The 16,692-nt window shown below is 64.3% G+C and carries 20 protein-coding genes and 1 tRNA gene; 6 read left to right on the plus strand and 15 right to left on the minus strand.

Features of this window, described 5'->3' with window-relative positions:
- Nucleotides 1-151: 151 nt before the first annotated feature.
- The gene (locus KRX52_RS07720) at nt 152-628 is read left to right on the plus strand and encodes a DUF1289 domain-containing protein (protein WP_217681163.1); all 477 of its coding nucleotides are present in this window, start codon (nt 152-154) and stop codon (nt 626-628) included.
- 8 nt (nt 629-636) lie between these two features.
- Here the strand turns inward: KRX52_RS07720 and KRX52_RS07725 are convergent, their stop codons facing one another.
- Complete coding sequence (locus KRX52_RS07725) at nt 637-1,503, minus strand: universal stress protein (protein ID WP_217681164.1); 867 nt, start codon at nt 1,501-1,503, stop codon at nt 637-639.
- A 141-nt stretch (nt 1,504-1,644) separates the two neighbouring features.
- Between KRX52_RS07725 and KRX52_RS07730 the strand changes: the two genes are divergently transcribed.
- Nucleotides 1,645-2,247, plus strand: coding sequence for a MiaE family protein (locus tag KRX52_RS07730; protein WP_217681165.1), 603 nt, complete (start codon nt 1,645-1,647; stop codon nt 2,245-2,247).
- 56 nt (nt 2,248-2,303) lie between these two features.
- On the opposite strand, the gene lpxH is transcribed toward KRX52_RS07730, so the two are convergent.
- Both lpxH and KRX52_RS07740 read right to left on the minus strand, forming a co-directional pair.
- Nucleotides 2,304-3,035: a UDP-2,3-diacylglucosamine diphosphatase gene (gene lpxH / locus KRX52_RS07735; protein WP_217681166.1), complete on the minus strand. Its 732-nt coding sequence runs from the start codon at nt 3,033-3,035 to the stop codon at nt 2,304-2,306.
- A gap of 4 nt (nt 3,036-3,039) precedes the next feature.
- Nucleotides 3,040-3,537, minus strand: coding sequence for a peptidylprolyl isomerase (locus KRX52_RS07740; RefSeq protein WP_217681167.1), 498 nt, complete (start codon nt 3,535-3,537; stop codon nt 3,040-3,042).
- Between the two features lie 153 nt (nt 3,538-3,690).
- On the opposite strand from KRX52_RS07740, the gene KRX52_RS07745 reads away from it, so the two are divergent.
- Together KRX52_RS07745 and cysS are read left to right on the plus strand one after the other, a co-directional pair.
- Nucleotides 3,691-5,364: a glutamine--tRNA ligase/YqeY domain fusion protein gene (locus KRX52_RS07745; RefSeq protein WP_217681233.1), complete on the plus strand. Its 1,674-nt coding sequence runs from the start codon at nt 3,691-3,693 to the stop codon at nt 5,362-5,364.
- The gene (gene cysS / locus KRX52_RS07750; protein ID WP_217681168.1) at nt 5,365-6,750 is read left to right on the plus strand and encodes a cysteine--tRNA ligase; all 1,386 of its coding nucleotides are present in this window, start codon (nt 5,365-5,367) and stop codon (nt 6,748-6,750) included.
- Nucleotides 6,751-6,820: 70 nt separating this feature from the next.
- Here cysS and KRX52_RS07755 read toward each other — a convergent pair whose 3' ends face one another.
- The 3 genes from KRX52_RS07755 to KRX52_RS07765 form a co-directional block, all read right to left on the minus strand.
- The gene (locus KRX52_RS07755; RefSeq protein ID WP_217681169.1) at nt 6,821-7,243 is read right to left on the minus strand and encodes a DUF6306 domain-containing protein; all 423 of its coding nucleotides are present in this window, start codon (nt 7,241-7,243) and stop codon (nt 6,821-6,823) included.
- A gap of 151 nt (nt 7,244-7,394) precedes the next feature.
- Nucleotides 7,395-7,607, minus strand: coding sequence for a cold-shock protein (locus KRX52_RS07760; RefSeq protein WP_217681170.1), 213 nt, complete (start codon nt 7,605-7,607; stop codon nt 7,395-7,397).
- 271 nt (nt 7,608-7,878) lie between these two features.
- Nucleotides 7,879-7,968 (minus strand) — tRNA-Ser (locus KRX52_RS07765).
- A gap of 170 nt (nt 7,969-8,138) precedes the next feature.
- On the opposite strand from KRX52_RS07765, the gene earP reads away from it, so the two are divergent.
- Nucleotides 8,139-9,275, plus strand: coding sequence for an elongation factor P maturation arginine rhamnosyltransferase EarP (gene earP / locus KRX52_RS07770; protein ID WP_217681171.1), 1,137 nt, complete (start codon nt 8,139-8,141; stop codon nt 9,273-9,275).
- 43 nt (nt 9,276-9,318) lie between these two features.
- Nucleotides 9,319-9,894, plus strand: coding sequence for an elongation factor P (gene efp / locus KRX52_RS07775; protein WP_217681172.1), 576 nt, complete (start codon nt 9,319-9,321; stop codon nt 9,892-9,894).
- A gap of 171 nt (nt 9,895-10,065) precedes the next feature.
- Here efp and KRX52_RS07780 read toward each other — a convergent pair whose 3' ends face one another.
- The 9 genes from KRX52_RS07780 to KRX52_RS21050 form a co-directional block, all read right to left on the minus strand.
- The gene (locus KRX52_RS07780; RefSeq protein WP_217681173.1) at nt 10,066-10,269 is read right to left on the minus strand and encodes a hypothetical protein; all 204 of its coding nucleotides are present in this window, start codon (nt 10,267-10,269) and stop codon (nt 10,066-10,068) included.
- A 1,386-nt stretch (nt 10,270-11,655) separates the two neighbouring features.
- Entirely contained in the window at nt 11,656-12,264 is a 609-nt protein-coding gene (locus KRX52_RS07785; protein WP_254797457.1) for a hypothetical protein, read from the minus strand.
- Nucleotides 12,265-12,329: 65 nt separating this feature from the next.
- Nucleotides 12,330-12,926, minus strand: coding sequence for a hypothetical protein (locus KRX52_RS07790; protein WP_217681174.1), 597 nt, complete (start codon nt 12,924-12,926; stop codon nt 12,330-12,332).
- Nucleotides 12,927-12,929: 3 nt separating this feature from the next.
- Entirely contained in the window at nt 12,930-13,310 is a 381-nt protein-coding gene (locus KRX52_RS07795; protein WP_217681175.1) for a TubC N-terminal docking domain-related protein, read from the minus strand.
- 2 nt (nt 13,311-13,312) lie between these two features.
- Nucleotides 13,313-15,055 (minus strand): ATP-binding protein, encoded by a 1,743-nt coding sequence (locus KRX52_RS07800; RefSeq protein WP_217681176.1) that lies wholly within the window; start codon nt 15,053-15,055, stop codon nt 13,313-13,315.
- Nucleotides 15,055-15,201 carry a hypothetical protein gene (locus tag KRX52_RS07805; RefSeq protein WP_217681177.1) on the minus strand — a complete coding sequence of 49 codons (147 nt, stop codon included), beginning with the start codon at nt 15,199-15,201 and terminating at the stop codon, nt 15,055-15,057. The genes KRX52_RS07800 and KRX52_RS07805 overlap by 1 nt, the downstream gene beginning before the upstream one ends.
- Nucleotides 15,202-15,205: 4 nt before the next feature.
- Nucleotides 15,206-15,550 carry a hypothetical protein gene (locus tag KRX52_RS07810; RefSeq protein WP_217681178.1) on the minus strand — a complete coding sequence of 115 codons (345 nt, stop codon included), beginning with the start codon at nt 15,548-15,550 and terminating at the stop codon, nt 15,206-15,208.
- Nucleotides 15,547-15,759 (minus strand): helix-turn-helix transcriptional regulator, encoded by a 213-nt coding sequence (locus KRX52_RS07815; protein ID WP_217681179.1) that lies wholly within the window; start codon nt 15,757-15,759, stop codon nt 15,547-15,549. The genes KRX52_RS07810 and KRX52_RS07815 overlap by 4 nt, the downstream gene beginning before the upstream one ends.
- Nucleotides 15,760-15,872: 113 nt before the next feature.
- A complete protein-coding gene (locus tag KRX52_RS21050) occupies nt 15,873-16,691 on the minus strand; it encodes a DUF6387 family protein (protein WP_217681180.1) in 819 nt (272 codons plus the stop codon).
- Nucleotide 16,692 lies beyond the last annotated feature (1 nt).

Consider the following 16,692-nt stretch of genomic DNA (forward strand, 5'->3'; position numbering starts at 1 on the left):
TTCCTGCGGACATTGGCGCCTGTAACAAGGCGGGCAGATTCTACTGGAAAGAGCGACATAAGTTAAGCAACCCTCCCGGCCGGTGGCGGATGACCCAGCATAGACAAAGGGCTAACATGCCGCCCATTCCTCGCTTTGCACGCCATTCGTCATGCCCAAACAGCTCATCAAGACTCCTTGTATCGGTCTCTGCTCCACCGTCTATGGCGATCTGGTATGCCGCGGCTGCAAGCGCTTCCATCACGAGGTGGTGAACTGGAACCTGTACGGCGAAGACGAGAAGCGTGCCGTCTGGCAGCGCCTGGAAACCCTGCTGGTGCAGGTGGTCGCCGCCAAGCTCGAGGTGTTCGACCCGCACTTGCTGCGCCACCAGCTGCAGCAGCGGCAGATCCGCTTCGTCGAGCGGCAGTCGCCGTACTGCTGGGCCTACCAGCTGATCGCCCGCGGCGCGCGGCTGATCCAGCAGCTGGACGCCTACGGCATCGTGCTGCTGCCGGAGTTCCGCGACAGCAGCCTGCCGCAGCTGCGTGATGCCATCGATCGCGAGTACTTCCTGCTGTCCGAGGCACACTACCAGCGCTATATCGCGCCGCTTTTTCTGGTGGAGGGCGCGGAGAGCCGCGGCTGATATCGCGCTTACTCCTGCGCCGTCAGTTTCTCCAACTGGTCGCAGATGTCGTCCGGCTTGAGTACCAGCACGTCGCTTTGCAACACATCCAGCACCACTTCGGCGGTGTTGCCGATCAGGGCGCCGGAGAGGCCGCTGCGTGCCACCGAGCCGATCACCGTGACCGCGGCGTCCAGCTGCAACGCCATCTGCGGAATCAGGATGTCGGCGGGACCCTCGGCGATATGCAGCTGGTGGCTGCCGAGGCCGTACTCGTCCTGGAAGCTCTGGCAGGCTTCGCGGTAGCGCGCGGCAATGGTTTCGCTCAGCTGGAAGGAGGGATCGGCAGCCGTGAGCAGCGGCGCCGGATGGGCGCTGAGTACGTGCAGTTCGCCCTTGGCCAGGTGGGCGATGTCGTGGGCGTGGCAGACGATGTTGGCATGCAGGGAGTGGTGCTCGGGATCGTCATTGCCGACATCGACCGCCGCCAGCACCTTGCCGCCGGTCCAGGGCCGGTCGGTCTTGACCAGCAGTACCGGGCAGGGACAGTAGCGCAGCAACTTCCAGTCGTCCGGGGTGAGCAGCGCCTTCTTCAGTGGGTTGTCCGGGTAGTGCTGCTTGATCACCAGGCCGCAGCCTTCGGCCTGCTGGGCGGCGATGATGGTCTGGAAGGTCGTTTCCTGCCAGTCCTGGCGGGTGGAGACGGTGTGGCCTTCCTCGCGCAGGCTGTTCGCCAGATCGTCGAGCAGGACGTCGTGGTTGCGTTGCTTGTCGCACACCAGCAAGTGCAGCTCGGACTGGGTGGCGTTGGCGATCAGCGTTGCCCGTTTGAGCGCCAGGCCTTCTTCCGGCTGATTGGGTTCCAGCACGACCAGAATGCTGCGGATGGCTTGCATGGTCTTCTTCCTCGGTGGCTTTCGATCTCAACTCTAGACGCAACGCCGTCGCCTGCCGCTTGATGCACATCAAGCAGCAGGCATGCCCGTAGCGAGCGAGGGCCGTATAATGCGCGGCTTTCCAAGACTAGCCGGATTGCCATGTCCCTGCTTCCCGAGATCGAGAGCTTCCTGCTCTGCCCGACGCCCCAGGCCTGGATCGACCAGGCGCTGCAGCACCCCGAGATCCTGCTGATCGATCACGCCAACTGCGAGAAGAAGGCCGCCAGTACGGCGCTGACCCTGCTGTACCGCTATGTCGAGAAGGAAGACCTGCAGTACAAGCTGTCGCGCCTGGCGCGCGAGGAGCTGCGGCATTTCGAGCAGGTGGCGGTGCTGATGAAGAAACGCGGCGTGGCTTATCGCCCGGTGAGTGCCTCGCTGTATGCCCAGCGCCTGCATGCGCACATCCGCAAGAGCGAGCCGGGCAAGCTGGTGGACACCCTGATCGTTGGTGCCTATATCGAGGCGCGCTCCTGTGAGCGCTTCTACCGGCTGGCGCCTTATCTGGACGAGGAGCTGGGCAAGTTCTACGTCTCGCTGCTCAAGTCCGAGGCGCGTCACTATCAGGACTACCTGAAAATGGCCCAGCAGTACGCCAGCGAGCCGATCGACGAGCGAGTGGCCTTTTTTGCCGAGGTCGAGCGCGAGGCGATTCTGACGCCGGACCCGGAGTTCCGTTTCCACAGCGGCGCGGCGGCCTGAGTCGAGCGGGCAGGGCGCGCTGGCACGCCAGAGGCACCGCAGGGCGGCGGTGCGCCCTACGGCGCGTCGAGCGGGAAAGAGGTGAGGTGATAGCCCTGCGGGACCACTTCCAGCACCCAGCCCTGCTGGTCCCAGTCGCCGAGGACGATACGCTGGGAGTGTTGGCCGGCGACCAGCAGCTGGTGCACGGCGGGGCGGTGGGTGTGGCCGTGGATCAGGGTGCGCACGCCGCGCTCGGCCATCACCTGTGGCACCACTTCGGGGGTCACATCGATGATCTCGGCGGCCTTCTCGCGGGTACGCAGGCGGCTGGCATCGCGCAGCTTGCGCGCCAGCTTGTGGCGGGTGGCCAGCGGCAGGTTGCGCAGCAGCCATAGGGAGAACGGGTTGCGCAGGCGCCGGCGCAGGCGCTGGTAGCTCTCGTCGCGGGTGCACAGGCTGTCGCCGTGCAGCAGCAACACCGGCTCGCCGTACAGGTCCACCACGCTGCCTTCTTTGAGCAGGGTGCAGCCGGCCGCGCGGCAGAACCCCTTGCCGAGCAGGAAGTCGCGGTTGCCGTGCATCAGGTAGATGCGCGTGCCGGTGTCGCTCAGCCGACGCAGGGCTGCTGCGATGGAGCGCTGGAACTCGTCCATGCCGTCGTCGCCGACCCATACCTCGAAGAAGTCGCCGAGGATGTACAGCGCCTCGGCGCCAGCGGCGCGCGTCTCCAGGAAATGCAGAAACGCCCGGACGATGTCCGGGCGTTCCGCTTCGAGATGCAGGTCCGAGATGAACAGGACGCTCATCGAATCACTCGGCGACGACTTCGGCCTTCTCGATGATCACGTCGTCCAGCGGCACGTCGCCGTGGCCGGCACGGTTGCCGGTGGCAACGGCCTTGATCTTCTCGACCACGTCCATGCCTTCCACCACTTCGCCGAACACGGCGTAGCCCCAGCCCTGGGTGGTCGGTGCAGTGTGGTCGAGGAAGCTGTTGTCGGACACGTTGATGAAGAACTGCGCGCTGGCCGAGTGCGGGTCCATGGTGCGGGCCATGGCGACGGTGCCGACCTTGTTGGACAGGCCGTTGTTGGCCTCGTTCTTGATCGGCGCACGGGTGCTCTTCTGCTTCATGCCCGGCTCGAAACCGCCACCCTGGATCATGAAGTTGCTGATCACGCGGTGGAAGATGGTGTTGTCGTAGTGGCCGTCCTTCACGTACTGCTCGAAGTTGGCCGCGGTTTCCGGGGCCTTGTCGGCAAACAGCTTGAGGGTGATGACGCCGTGGTTGGTGTGCAGCTTGATCATGGGGGAATTCCGCTGGATGGTGAGGGATGCCCGGACGTCACCGATCGGCGTTGTTGCTGCCGGGTGTCTGTCAGGGGCTTGACGGGTTCGCTATCATAAGCGCTTTGCATTGGCCGGCCTACCCTGACCGGCGCCGACATGTTCAAGGATCCCATGAGCAAGCCCGAGACTTCCGCCGCTGCTGCGAACTTCCTCCGCCCGATCGTCCAGGCCGACCTGGAAGCCGGCAAGCACGCCAAGATCATCACCCGCTTCCCGCCGGAGCCCAACGGTTACCTGCACATCGGCCACGCCAAGTCGATCTGTCTGAACTTCGGCCTGGCCAAGGAATTCGGCGGCGAGTGCAACCTGCGCTTCGATGACACCAACCCGGCCAAGGAAGACCAGGAGTACATCGACGCGATCAAGGCGGACGTTGAGTGGCTGGGCTTCCAGTGGGCCGGTGAGGAGCGCTACGCCTCCAACTATTTCGACCAGCTGTACGCCTGGGCCGTACACCTGATTCAGAATGGCCAGGCCTACGTCTGCGACCTGTCGCCGGAAGAGGCGCGCGCCTATCGCGGCAACCTGACCGAGCCGGGCAAGAACAGCCCGTTCCGCGAGCGCAGCGTCGAGGAGAACCTCGATCTGTTCGCGCGCATGAAGGCCGGCGAATTCCCCGACGGTGCCCGTGCGCTGCGCGCCAAGATCGACATGGCCTCGCCGAACATGAATCTGCGCGACCCGATCCTCTACCGCATCCGTCACGCCCATCACCACCAGACCGGCGACAAGTGGTGCATCTATCCGAGCTACGACTTCACTCACGGTCAGTCGGACGCCATCGAGGGCGTCACCCACTCGATCTGCACCCTGGAGTTCGAGGATCACCGCCCGCTGTACGAGTGGTTCCTGGCCAACCTGCCGGTGCCGGCGCAGCCGCGCCAGTACGAGTTCGCCCGTCTCAACCTGAACTACACCATCACCAGCAAGCGCAAGCTCAAGCAGCTGGTCGATGAGAATCATGTCAATGGCTGGGACGACCCGCGCATGTCGACCCTGAGCGGTTACCGTCGCCGCGGCTACACCCCGGGCTCGATCCGCCACTTCTGCGACCTGATCGGCGTCAACCGCGCCGGCGGCCTGGTCGACATCGGCATGCTGGAATTCGCCATCCGCGAGGACTTGGACGCCAACGCCGCGCGCGCCATGTGCGTACTCAAACCGCTGAAAGTGGTCATCACCAACTACCCGGAAGGCCAGGTCGAGAACCTCGAGCTGCCGCGCCATCCCAAGCAGGACATGGGCGTGCGCGTGCTGCCGTTCTCTCGCGAGATCTACATCGACGCCAGCGACTTCGAGGAAGTCCCACCGGCCGGTTTCAAGCGCCTGATCCCCGGTGGCGAAGTGCGCCTGCGCGGCAGCTACGTGATCCGTGCCGACGAGGCGATCAAGGATGAGGCCGGCAACATCGTAGAGCTGCGCTGCTCCTACGACGAAAACACCCTCGGCAAGAATCCGGAAGGCCGCAAGGTCAAGGGCGTGATTCACTGGGTGCCGGCTGCCGAAAGCGTCGAGTGCGAGGTGCGCCTGTACGACCGCCTGTTCAAGGCCGCCAACCCGGAGAAGACCGACGAGGAGGGCGGCAGCTTCCTCGACAACATCAACCCCGAGTCGCTGGTGGTGCTCAAGGGCTGCCGCGCCGAGCCGTCGCTGGCCAATGCCGTGCCGGAAGAGCGCTTCCAGTTCGAGCGCGAAGGCTACTTCTGCGCCGACTTGAAGGACTCCAAGCCGGGCGCTCCGGTGTTCAACCGTACCGTCACCCTGCGCGACTCCTGGGGGCAGTGAATGACGCTTTCCATCTACAGCACCCTGTCCAAGAGCAAGGACGAGCTCAAGCCGCTGGAAGGCAACAAGGTGCGCATGTACGTGTGCGGCATGACCGTCTACGACTTCTGTCACATCGGCCATGCGCGGGTGATGGTGGCGTTCGACGTGGTCGCCCGCTGGCTGCGCCATCGCGGCTATGAGCTGACCTACGTGCGCAACATCACCGACATCGACGACAAGATCATCAAGCGCGCCAACGAAAACGGCGAGTCGTTCCAGGATCTGGTCGCGCGGATGATCGCCGCGATGCACGAGGATGAGGCGCGCCTCAACGTGCTGCGCCCGGACCTCGAGCCGCGCGCCACCGACCACATCGCCGGCATGCATGTGATGATCCAGACCCTGATCGACAAGGGCTTCGCCTACGCCCCGGGCAACGGCGACGTCTACTACCGGGTCGGCAAGTTCGAGGGCTACGGCAAGCTGTCGCGGCGCAAGATCGAGGACCTGAAGATCGGCGCGCGCATCGAGGTCGACGAGGCCAAGGAAGACCCGCTCGACTTCGTCCTGTGGAAGGGCGCCAAGCCGGGCGAGCCGAGCTGGGAGTCGCCCTGGGGCCCCGGCCGTCCGGGCTGGCACATCGAGTGCTCGGTGATGTCCACCTGCTGCCTGGGCGAGACCTTCGACATCCACGGCGGCGGCCCGGACCTGGTGTTCCCGCACCACGAGAACGAGATCGCGCAGAGCGAGGCGGCCACCGGCAAGCTGTACGCCAACGCCTGGATGCACGCTGGCGCGGTGCGCGTCGACGGCGAGAAGATGTCCAAGAGTCTCGGCAACTTCTTCACCATCCGTGAGGTGCTGGAGAAGTACCACCCCGAGGTGGTGCGCTACCTGCTGGTGTCCAGCCACTACCGCAGCCCGATCAACTACTCCGAGGACAGCCTCAAGGAAGCCAAGGGCGCCCTGGAGCGCTTCTACAACGGCCTCAAGGGCCTGCCGGACGCGGCTCCGGCCGGTGGCGAGGAGTTCGTCGCCCGCTTCGGCGCGGCCATGGACGACGACTTCAACTCGCCGGAAGCCTGCGCGGTGCTGTTCGAGATGATCCGCGAGGTCAACCGTCTGCGCGAGTCCGACCTGAACGCCGCCGCCGCGCTGGCCGCGCGCCTCAAGGAGCTGGCCGGCGTACTCGGCGTGCTGCAGCTCGACCCGGAGGCCTTCCTGCAGGCCGGTGCCGCGGGCAAGGTGGACGCCGCAGAGGTGGAGGCACTGATCGCCGCCCGCCTGCAGGCGCGCGCCGAGAAGAACTGGGCCGAGTCCGACCGCATCCGTGACCAGCTCACCGCCATGGGCGTGGTGCTGGAGGACGGCAAGGGCGGCACCACCTGGCGCCTGGCCGAGTAAGTCGCACTGTTGTACCGAAAGGGCTGCCGTGAGGCGGCCCTTTTTGCAGGCGGCGCGGAAATGCTGGGGATTAGCCTTGCGCTGCTGCGCTGTTCTCCTCGTGGATCCGCAACATCTGCTCCAGTTCGCCTTTGATCAGCGCATCCTGGCAGCCCGGCAGGAAGTCGCGGAGCCTGCGGATCACCCATTGCTGGCCTCTGTCGACGAATAGCAGGCGCTCCTCCAGCGGTTCGATAGCCATGGCCTTGGCATAGAAGGCGCCGGTTTCCCGGTTTGGCTCAAGTCCCAGGTGCTTGAGGCAGGTCAGCAGGTGCAGGCAGCTGTCGCCTTCGCCCTTGAGGATCTGCTGTAGCAGCTGGCGTTGAGCCGGGTCGCTGGTCTGGCGCAGGCTTTCGCCAGCCACCTTGGCACCTGCGCGCTCGGCGCTGAGCAGGGTCTGCAGCAGCTCGGCCTGGCCCTCGGCGCTGTGAAGAAGATTGGCTGAGTCAATCATGGTGTCGCTCCCTGGTGCGGACGTTGCCACCGCTGCTCGGCGGCGCGTTGTTTTCGTCCATGGTAGCTGGTTCGTCACGGCAGGGGAGGGCGGAATTGCGGGCATAAAAAAGCCCCGCATAAGCGGGGCTTTTTCAACGAGGGTCAGCTAATTAGCTAACGCGCACGTCTTCAGCTTGCATGCCCTTCTGGCCTTTGGCCGGAACGAAGGTCACTTGCTGGCCTTCAGACAGGCTCTTGAAGCCTTCGCTCTGAATGGCGCGGAAGTGTACGAACAGGTCAGCGCTGCCGTCGGCCGGGGTGATGAAGCCGAAGCCTTTTTCATCGTTGAACCACTTGACGGTGCCGGATTGACGATTGGACATGGTGTATCTCCAGGGGTAAAGGTAGGTTGACTCGGGCTCCAGAGTGGATCGCCAGAGTCGCTACTGAGTTGCGAGAGCAGATGGAGCCGAGGAGATGAAACGATCGAAATCAGAACACCAGTCGCGAATCACAGTGACAATTGCAGCGCAGTGGGGACACGATACGCTATTTGGCCGATCTGTACAGCTTTATTTTTATCCGCTGGCAGTGGTCCGGAAACGAAAAAGCCGCTGGCATCTCTCGAGATTCCAGCGGCTTTTTCTTGCAATATGGCGGTGAGGGTGGGATTCGAACCCACGATACGGTTTCCCGTATACACACTTTCCAGGCGTGCTCCTTCAACCGCTCGGACACCTCACCATATTCAGTCGTCTAGGCTGTCGCCCTGTCGACGGCGCATAATTTAGTCGAAGCCTTTTCCAAATGCAAAGGTTTTTTCAGTTTTTTCATTGGCTTAGGGCTGGGGCGGCCGGTCGGGAGGAGGGCGCGAGCCTGATAGACTGGGCTTGGGAAGGCCAGAGGAGAGAGGCGTGGCAAGCTGGGACATATTCTGCAGCGTAGTGGACAACTTCGGCGACATTGGAGTGACCTGGCGCCTGGCGCGCCAGCTGGCGGCCGAGCATGGCCACCAGGTGCGTCTGTGGGTCGACGAGCCGGCGGCCTTCGCCGCGCTCTGTCCGCAGGCTGATGCCGGGCTGGCGCGCCAGCAGGTGGCTGGCGTGGAAGTCTGTCGTTGGGCGGCGGACTGGCAGCCCCAGGCGCTGGCCGACGTGGTGATCGAAGCCTTCGGTTGCACGCTGCCGGAGGCGCAGGTGGCAGCCATGCGCGCCGCCGAGCGGCAGCCGCTGTGGCTGAATCTGGAGTATCTCAGTGCCGAGGACTGGGTGGCCGGCTGCCACGGCTTGCCGTCGCCCCAGGGCCAAGGCCTGCAGAAGTACTTCTTCTTCCCGGGTTTCGTCTCCGGTACTGGCGGTGTGCTGCGCGAACGTGACCTGCTGGCACGGCGGCGGGCGTTCCAGGCCGATGAGGCGGCGCAGCGGACGTTTCTCGCCGGTCTCGGTGTCGTCGTGCAGGGCGAAGAGCGGCTGATCTCGCTGTTCGCCTACGAGAATCCCGGTCTGGGCGAATGGCTGGATGCGCTGGCCGCTGATCCGCAGTCGACCCGGTTGCTGGTGCCGCGCGGGCGCATTCTCGGTGATCTGCGCCAGTGGTTGGGCGAGACCGCGGAGCTGGAGCCGGGCTTCGTCGCGCGGCGCGGCAAGCTGCAGTTGCAGGTGCTGCCGTTCGTCTCCCAGGACGACTACGACTGCCTGTTGTGGTGCTGCGATTTCAACGCGGTGCGCGGCGAGGACTCCTTCGTCCGGGCGCAGTGGGCCGGTCGGCCGTTGCTCTGGCACATCTATCCGCAGGAAGAGGGCGCCCACTGGGACAAGCTGGGGGCATTTCTGGCGCTCTATCTGCAAGGCTTGTCACCGGCAGCGGCGCAGGCGCTGCAGCAATTGTGGCAGGCCTGGAATGCCGGAACGGGGATGGGCGAAGCCTGGCGAGCGGCGCGAATGCACTGGCCAGAGTGGCGCGAGCGTGCGCAGAGCTGGTGTGCGGAACAGGCCTCCCGTCCTGATCTTGCTACGGCGCTGGAACAGTTTTACCAAAATTCGCTATCATGAGCGGCTTAGATCTTGTACCTCCAGTCATATCCGGATATTTCGCATGAAAACCGCACAAGAAATGAAGGCCAACAGCGTAGCCCTGATCGACGGCCATCCGTGGCTGATCCAGAAAGCTGAATTCACCAAGTCCGGTCGTAACAGCGCCATCGTCAAGATGAAGCTGAAGAACCTGATCAACGGCTCCAAGACGGAAACCGTTTACAAAGCCGACGACAAGATGGAGCCGGTCATCCTTGATCGCAAGGAAGTGACCCTGTCCTACATCAGCGGCGAGGACTACGTGTTCATGGATCCGGAGTACAACTCCTATGAACTGCGTGCGGAAGACCTGGAAAGCGTCCTGCCGTTCATCGAAGAAGGCATGACCGACGTCTGCGAAGCCGTGTTCTTCGAAGGCAAGGTTATCTCCGTCGACCTGCCGACCACCATCGTGCGTCAGGTTGTCTACACCGAAACCGCTGCCCGTGGCGACACCAGCGGCAAGGTGATGAAGCCGGCCAAGCTGAGCAACGGCACCGAAGTCAAAGTGGCCGATTTCGTGAACATCGACGACTGGATCGAAATCGACACCCGCGACGGCTCCTACAAAGGCCGTACCCAGGCTCCGCAAGCCTGAGTCTGACGCGCATCCACAAGAGCCCGGCCTAGCGCCGGGCTTTTGCGTTCTACAGGCCGCGCAGAATGCGGGTCTTGCTTCTCTTGGTCGTTTTGTCCCCCCACTTGTCCCCCCACTTCGCTGGCGCGTGATGCGTTCCCCCATCGGTTCGGGGTTATCTGCTGGCGCCGGTCATAGTCCCAACTGCCAGGCTATTTGCTCGGTCGTCTGCCCGGTGCGCAGGTGACGGTGGGCGGCTCGGGTCATTTCGTCCAGGGCGCGTTCCTCGAACTGCGCCGCCATCGCTGCGGCCTTGCGCACGATCAGCAACGCCAGCTCGGGCGGGAACTCCACCTTGGCCGGCGCTTCCAGGTAGTCGCATTGGATGATGGACATGGTGTCGGCCTCGCTGCTGGTCTGGTCGGGCATAGTTTGCCAGCCCCTCGCGTGCGCGCGCTGGTCACTACCCCCGGTCACTGGCTGGTCACTGGTGCGAACCTATGCCGCGAACCTCGCCGCGAACTTGCGCACTCCAGATGCGCACCGGGTGCGCACTGCGCCCAGGTGCTCGCCGGCAGTGATCCCGGAATGCGAATTTTGGGGAAACGGGAAAACGGTTCACCCTTTCGTTCGGGAGGTCATAGCGCCGGACGTTTCGCCTCCCCCCTCCCGTTAAGGGTTAACGTCTGCCGTTAACAGGGCAAATTCTGCGCGTGCGGTCGGGTGCGGTTTCCTGCGGGTGGCGCTTCCAGACTTTCGCCCCACCCCTCCCCATACGGCCACAGCAGCGCGAACAGGATCAGGCCATGCCATCGGCCAGCGGATCAGCCGGCGCGCTTCCTGCGGCCTCTCCGGGCGGTCTACTTGCGTCCATTCTAGACGGCCATTCATGGGGTTGTTTCGCAGCAGCGCCTTGCCGTGATCTTGCCTCGCGTGGTGACGTCCGAAAAACCTTGCGGTGATCTTGGGGTGCCCCGGCTCTAGGTTCTCCCCGAGGGGTGGGCCTTGCGGATGATTCAGGCCCCAGCGCCTCGCCTCATGCGGGCCGGCTGGTGGTGATGGTTGTTGTTTCGTTGTGGCGATCCACAGGCCGACCGTTTCCGCCTCGCTGGCGGCCTCTGCGGGGCTGCTGCGCCTGTGTCCGGGTGCCGGGGCGCTTGCTGGTCGTGACATTGCTGGGGATCAGCCCAAACCGGAACCGGACACGGCTATGCGGGGAAAATTCCGTATGAAGCGAAAGGTCGGGGCGCGAATTACCCGCACGGGGCGGGGGTGCGGGAAGAACCTAGTACGGGGGTGGGGTCGCGCGTGCGCGCGTACTGGTCACGAAACTCGACGCAAAAGCCAAGAGCGGCAGGTTGCTCACTGATTGGCTCGCCCCCATGGACTCTGGCACAGTCACAACCTTGACTAAGGCATACCACAGAACCACCGAGAGGCCCCCTCATGAGCATGTACCGCCTAACCGACGCAGGACACGAACTAAACATTGGCTTTCGACGCAACGCTCGGATAGCTCTCGAAGCCCTAGGCCCCACCTTCACTGAGGCCAGGGCTATGGACGCATTAGCGGTGCTTCATGCTCTCGATATGCTGGGTGAAGGTACGCCAGCTAGCTTCTGGCACCGTTTCACCGCTCAAGGTGCCCACGCCCACAAGAAAGCATTTATTGAATGCATTCACGAGTAATACGAGTGCGTGCTTGATGGCTTAGCAACCCTTTTTACACGGGGTGTTTTCCTCATTGCCAGCCACCTTCATGCGGTTCCAGGCGGTGCGGGATCAGCAGCGAGCCAGGGCGGCGCGTGCCGTGTTCACCTTGCGCTCGATGGTGCCAAGCATGGCTTGAGCTGCGCCCAGGGCGCGGGCGTCCACTCGCCGGAGCTGTTCCACCTTCCGCTCGAACGTCCGCCAATGCATGCCCTTGGGCTTGGTGATGTACTCAGCAGGCAGGGACAGGAACCCTTCATCACAGCCTAGGGCGCGGCGCAGATCCCACGAACGGTCGCATGGCCTGTCGCGCTTGTTGGCCTGCTGGCTGCGGTAGTTGAGGCGCAGGCAGTGCCGGCAGGCAAACAGGGTGCTGCTGTACAGCTTGGCCACGCGGCGACCACAGCACGGGCACAGGAACCACGGACGATTGCCGCCCAGGTGGCAGGGCGTCCAGGTGATCGGCACGCGGTAATCCTTCGCCTCGGTCTTGCCCTGCCGGGTCAACTGGTAGCGTAGGCGCAGGCACTCCAGACTTTCGGCCTCGATGCCGATTGATGCGACCACTTCGCCCCGGCGCGACCACTCCCAGCCACAGGAACGGCCAGCCGCCAGCGCCCCGGCCCGGTGTAGCTTCCGCACGTCGAGCGCGCGGTGATCCTCGGTTGTTCTCTTGCTCATGGCGAACCTAAATCAATAGGGAAATTGTGCGGAATGCGTACCGGGGCGCGAACCCCGGCAGCAGGTCAGACGATGCGCAGCACGGGCGGCAGCCTCGGGCCGAAAGGTGCGCCAGGGGCGAACGGATCGGGTAGCAGGTGTTCCGGGCATGTACGCATGAACTCCACCAGCGCCAACTGGCACGCCTGATAGAGCGGGCTTCCGTCGCCCCAGCGGTCGCCCCGGCGCTCGGCGCTGTTCTCCAGATCGTGAATGGCCACCAGATCGGACAGGGTGTGCCAGCCCTCCCGGCGTGCTCGCTCCCGGTCTGCGCGGTTGATATTCAGCAGGTCGGCCAGCGCCTCGAAGCCCAGCGACTCGGCATAGCCGCATTGGTCTAGCAGGATCAGCCGCCCATATCCCACCAGTACCGCGCGGGTGGCTTCCAGCTTGGCGCGGTGCTCGTCCGCCAGCCGCTCCAGTTCCTCGACATTGTGCCGAGTGAACGGCAGGTGTTCGCGGCGGATAGCGGCCAGCCGGCGCAAGGCTCGCTGTGCTTCGTGGTTGGCGCGGCGCACCTCGCACAGCCGGCGCACGATGCGGCGGGCGATGGTCAGCATGTCGCGGGCGGTGGTGGTCGGCTTCAGGCCGATATTGGCCAGCGTGTGCGTGATCGGGGTCATGGGTCAGTTCTCCAGAATGTCGGCATCGGGCCAGCGCCAGCGCGCATCGGCTAGGGCTTCGCTGCGGATGCAAGGGGCGCCGACCATGCGACAGATCGGCTTGCCCCCTCGGGTGATCGTCCAGGCGTTGCGCGTAGGCTCGCTGGCGGCCTCTGGTGCGCTTTCCGCTGCTGGCGCTGGGGTTGGTGCGGCTGGCGCTTGTGGCGGCTCGCTGGCCGGCTGGGCGTCATTGGCGGCGCTCAGTTCGGCCAGCAGCTCGGCGCGGTGGTCGCGAACGAACTGGCGAAGGTCTGCCGTGATGCGATCCGCTGGGGTGACGCGCAGCCGCTCGCCTTCCAGCTCGACGGCCAGGCCAGCCCCGCGCAGGTAGTCCAGTGCGGCCATGCTCAGAAATACTCCGCGCCGCCACTGGGCTGGGCATGACCGGCAGCCAGCTCGGGGGCGCTCCGCTCTGCGCCGATTGCGCCGATGGTGTTCGGCGCTGCGCCCTTCATGCTTGGCGCAATGGCGCAAGCATCCCCATGCGCTGCGCCGATGCGCTGGGGGGTTATAGGGGGGTGGCGCGGCGCACTTTCGGCGCTCGGGATTGGCGCGTTTTCGACCGGATCGGCGGCCACCTCTGGCAGCTCGACCAGCTCCAGGCGCTCGCGTGTTTTGCGCTGGGGCGTCTTGTACTCGGCGCGCCGAATGCGCCCGACACGGATCAGCGCAGTAATGGCGCGTGCGGCGCGCTGCCCTCCAGCCTTGCCCCGGAAGGTCTGCCCGTACTCTGGCAGCGATTCCAGCGCCTTCATGGCCGAATGGGCGCCGGGGGTGGTGCTGGCCGGCACGTTGATACCCGCATCATGGGCGGCCTTCATGGCGCGGATAACCTCGGTGCGGTCGAAGTCCTCGGCGGTCAATCCGTCGCCTTGGGCGCCAGCCTCGGGGATAGGTACGCCATCCACGAACGTGACGCCTACCGGATCAGCCCGCGCGCTCAGGTTGGCTTTCTCATGCGCCAGCAGAATGCGCCCGTCATCCTCCAGCAGCGCCAGCCGCGACCGGGCGCTGTTATGCCAAGCGGTGCTCCCGCTGTAGCTGTTGCCGCGCGCCCCATCCTTCGCGGCGCTCTTGTCGATATGCGCCAGCAGCACTACGGCGGCATTTTGCTTGCGGGCGATGGCAGCTAGGCCGCGCACAAAGGCGCGCACGGTGCGGCGGCTGTTCTCGTTGGCATCGAAGGCGTCGGAAGCGTTGTCGATAACGATCAGCCCAGCGCCCCCGGCATGGCTCGACAGCTCGCGGAAAGCCGGGGTAAAGATCGGCGCCGCGTTGAAGCCGTCGCCCTCGGTCATCAGCGCGGCAAAGGTCTGGGTTCCGTCCAGCAGACGCAGGCCAGCCAGTACCCGCGCAGCCGGCAGCCGGTATGCCTCGATGATCCGGCGCAGACGAAGGCGCACGATGCTGGCCTCATCCTCCAGGCTCACGAACAGGACGGGCGATTGCTCAACCTCCAGGCCAGCGAACGGCAGGCCGCACGCCACATGCGCGCCGATAGCTAGAGCCAGGCTCGATTTGCCGATCCCGCCATGCCCACCGAACAGGGTCACGTGCCGGCGCGGCATCCACGGTTTTACCGCATGGCGTACAGGCTCCAGGCTGGCGCTCATCACGTCGCCCAAGGCCACCTCAAGCAGTGCGGGGCGGGGCTGCTCTGGTTGGCTGCCCAACTCTGCTAGCTGGCGGTCGAGCTGGTCGATCCGCTCTTGAGCCAGGGCAAGCCGGGCGGTGCTTTCGTCGCTCAGGTCGCTGGCCTTGGCTTCCCCCTTCGCGGCCTCGATAACCAGCGCCTCGAAGCGGCGCTCGGCTTCCAGCTTGTTGCGGCGATACTGCTGGCGCTGCTCTTGGCTCAGGTTCTCGGGGAACAGGTCGCGCAGCTCCAGGCCGACAGCGGCCAGCACGTCGCGCACCTCGCAGCCGGCATAGCAGTGAACCAGGGCGCGGCCATCGTCGCCGCGCGAAAGGCTCAGGGAGGGGGACTTGTCTTGATGCGCCGGGCATCGGGCCATATACCGCGCGCCTTGCGGCTTCACGCCTTCCAGACGCGGTAGCAGCAGGTCGAGCGGGTCGCCTTGGTATTGGGTCATCAGCGCAGCGCCTCCAGGGTGAACAGGCCGACCACAGCGGCCAGTGCCAGCAGCTCGACGGCCAACGGGTGACGGTGAAGCCATGCGGCGGCTTTCATCAGGCAAGCCGGTGCCAGCCCGGCCAAGCGGGTGCGAATGTTCGGCATGGGGTTAGTTCTCGCTGGTGGGGCGGGAGGTGCGCTTGAAGGTCGCCAGGACGGCGCGGGCGCGCTTGTGTTCGCTGGCCGGCAGGCTGTAGCGGGTGACGGTGCAAGGTGCGCCCCAGTTGTTCGGGACGCGCTCTTGCTGGCGCTGGAGTAGCAGCCCGTTACGGTTCGCCAGCACGGCTATGGTGCTCGGCAAACAGTGATCCCCCAAGCGTTCGGCCTCGAAGCGGTTGACGCTGGCGCCAGCCAGCAGGTGCGCCAGAATGCGGGCGATCTTGGTCGGGGTAGCGGTGCTAGAATCGGCCTTGCGCGGGCGGCTTTGTTCTTCGGGACGGGTCGCCTTTTTCATGCGCGGCCCTCCAGGCGATCAGTTACCCACTGCTCGACTTCATCGCTCGGCCAGCCCACGGCGCGGGTGCCGATCTTGCGGGCCTTCGGAAATTTGCCCTCGCTCATCAGGGCGTAAATCCATGCGCGGCCAAAGCCGGTGGCGGCCTGTACTTGCGGCAGGCGCATGATGCGGCGGGGTTGTTGAGTGCTAGTTACGATGGCAGCCATAGCCAAATCTCCGTTGCGCTTGGTGGCGCGTTGTGGACTTGGTTACGGATTAAATACACCAAAAGACGGGGCCACCATGCCGAGATTCAGCCCTCGAATAATTCCGGAAAGACTCAGGCGCCGAGTTTTTCCGAAGCCGCCTCGATAGCGGCTAGGGCCTCCAGTTCGCCCAAGTTGTGCATCAGTTCGGTGGCTAGCTTCGGAACGGTCTTCCGGAAACTGTCCCCACCCTTGCGGTAGCCGACTGCCTCAGCCATGACGTGATGCGGGATTTGACTCCCGGTTTCCTTTGCCCAGATCAGCAGGTCTAGATACGGCAGCAGGCCATACGCTGCCCAGCTCCAATATGCTGGACGCTCGCGCTTGGCTGTCGGATGCTTGATGCGCGCATCTTTGAGCCATGCCGCAAATGCGGCCATCAGAACTGAATCATTGGCTTGCAGGTTCACAGCCAAAACTGCCGCATGGGTTATTGCTTTTGGGCCGTGATCTTCAAGTATCAGTGCGTCATCCAGCAGATCGGCGAACGTATCTACACCATTGGCGACCAGCTTCCACCTTTCAGCAAACCACGGGGCGCACTCGCCATCCTCTGCGGCATCCCGATCAGCGCTTGATTGGAGAACCAAGTCCGAGATTCGCAGTGGGCGCACAGGCGCATTTTCTGCAAGCTCTTGCTCGTCGCGGATAATCAAACATCGGCAACCATACCCATTGTCCGTGGGGAGACGGCGCAGGAAACCCAACAGGGTAGCCAGTAGTTGCTCTCCGGCGTATGCAAGGACGTGTTCGCGCCGATCCAGTGTGTGAAGAATGAAGCGGCGCACGGCAAGGCTCTGGAACCATTCGACAACGCCGAACGATTCACAGCCCCGATACTTCTCCAGCTTGAACCACTCCGGCAGGTCTTCCACGCGGTCAATCTTGGCCACT

Source organism: Geopseudomonas aromaticivorans, from assembly GCF_019097855.1.
Classification (GTDB): domain Bacteria; phylum Pseudomonadota; class Gammaproteobacteria; order Pseudomonadales; family Pseudomonadaceae; genus Geopseudomonas; species Geopseudomonas aromaticivorans.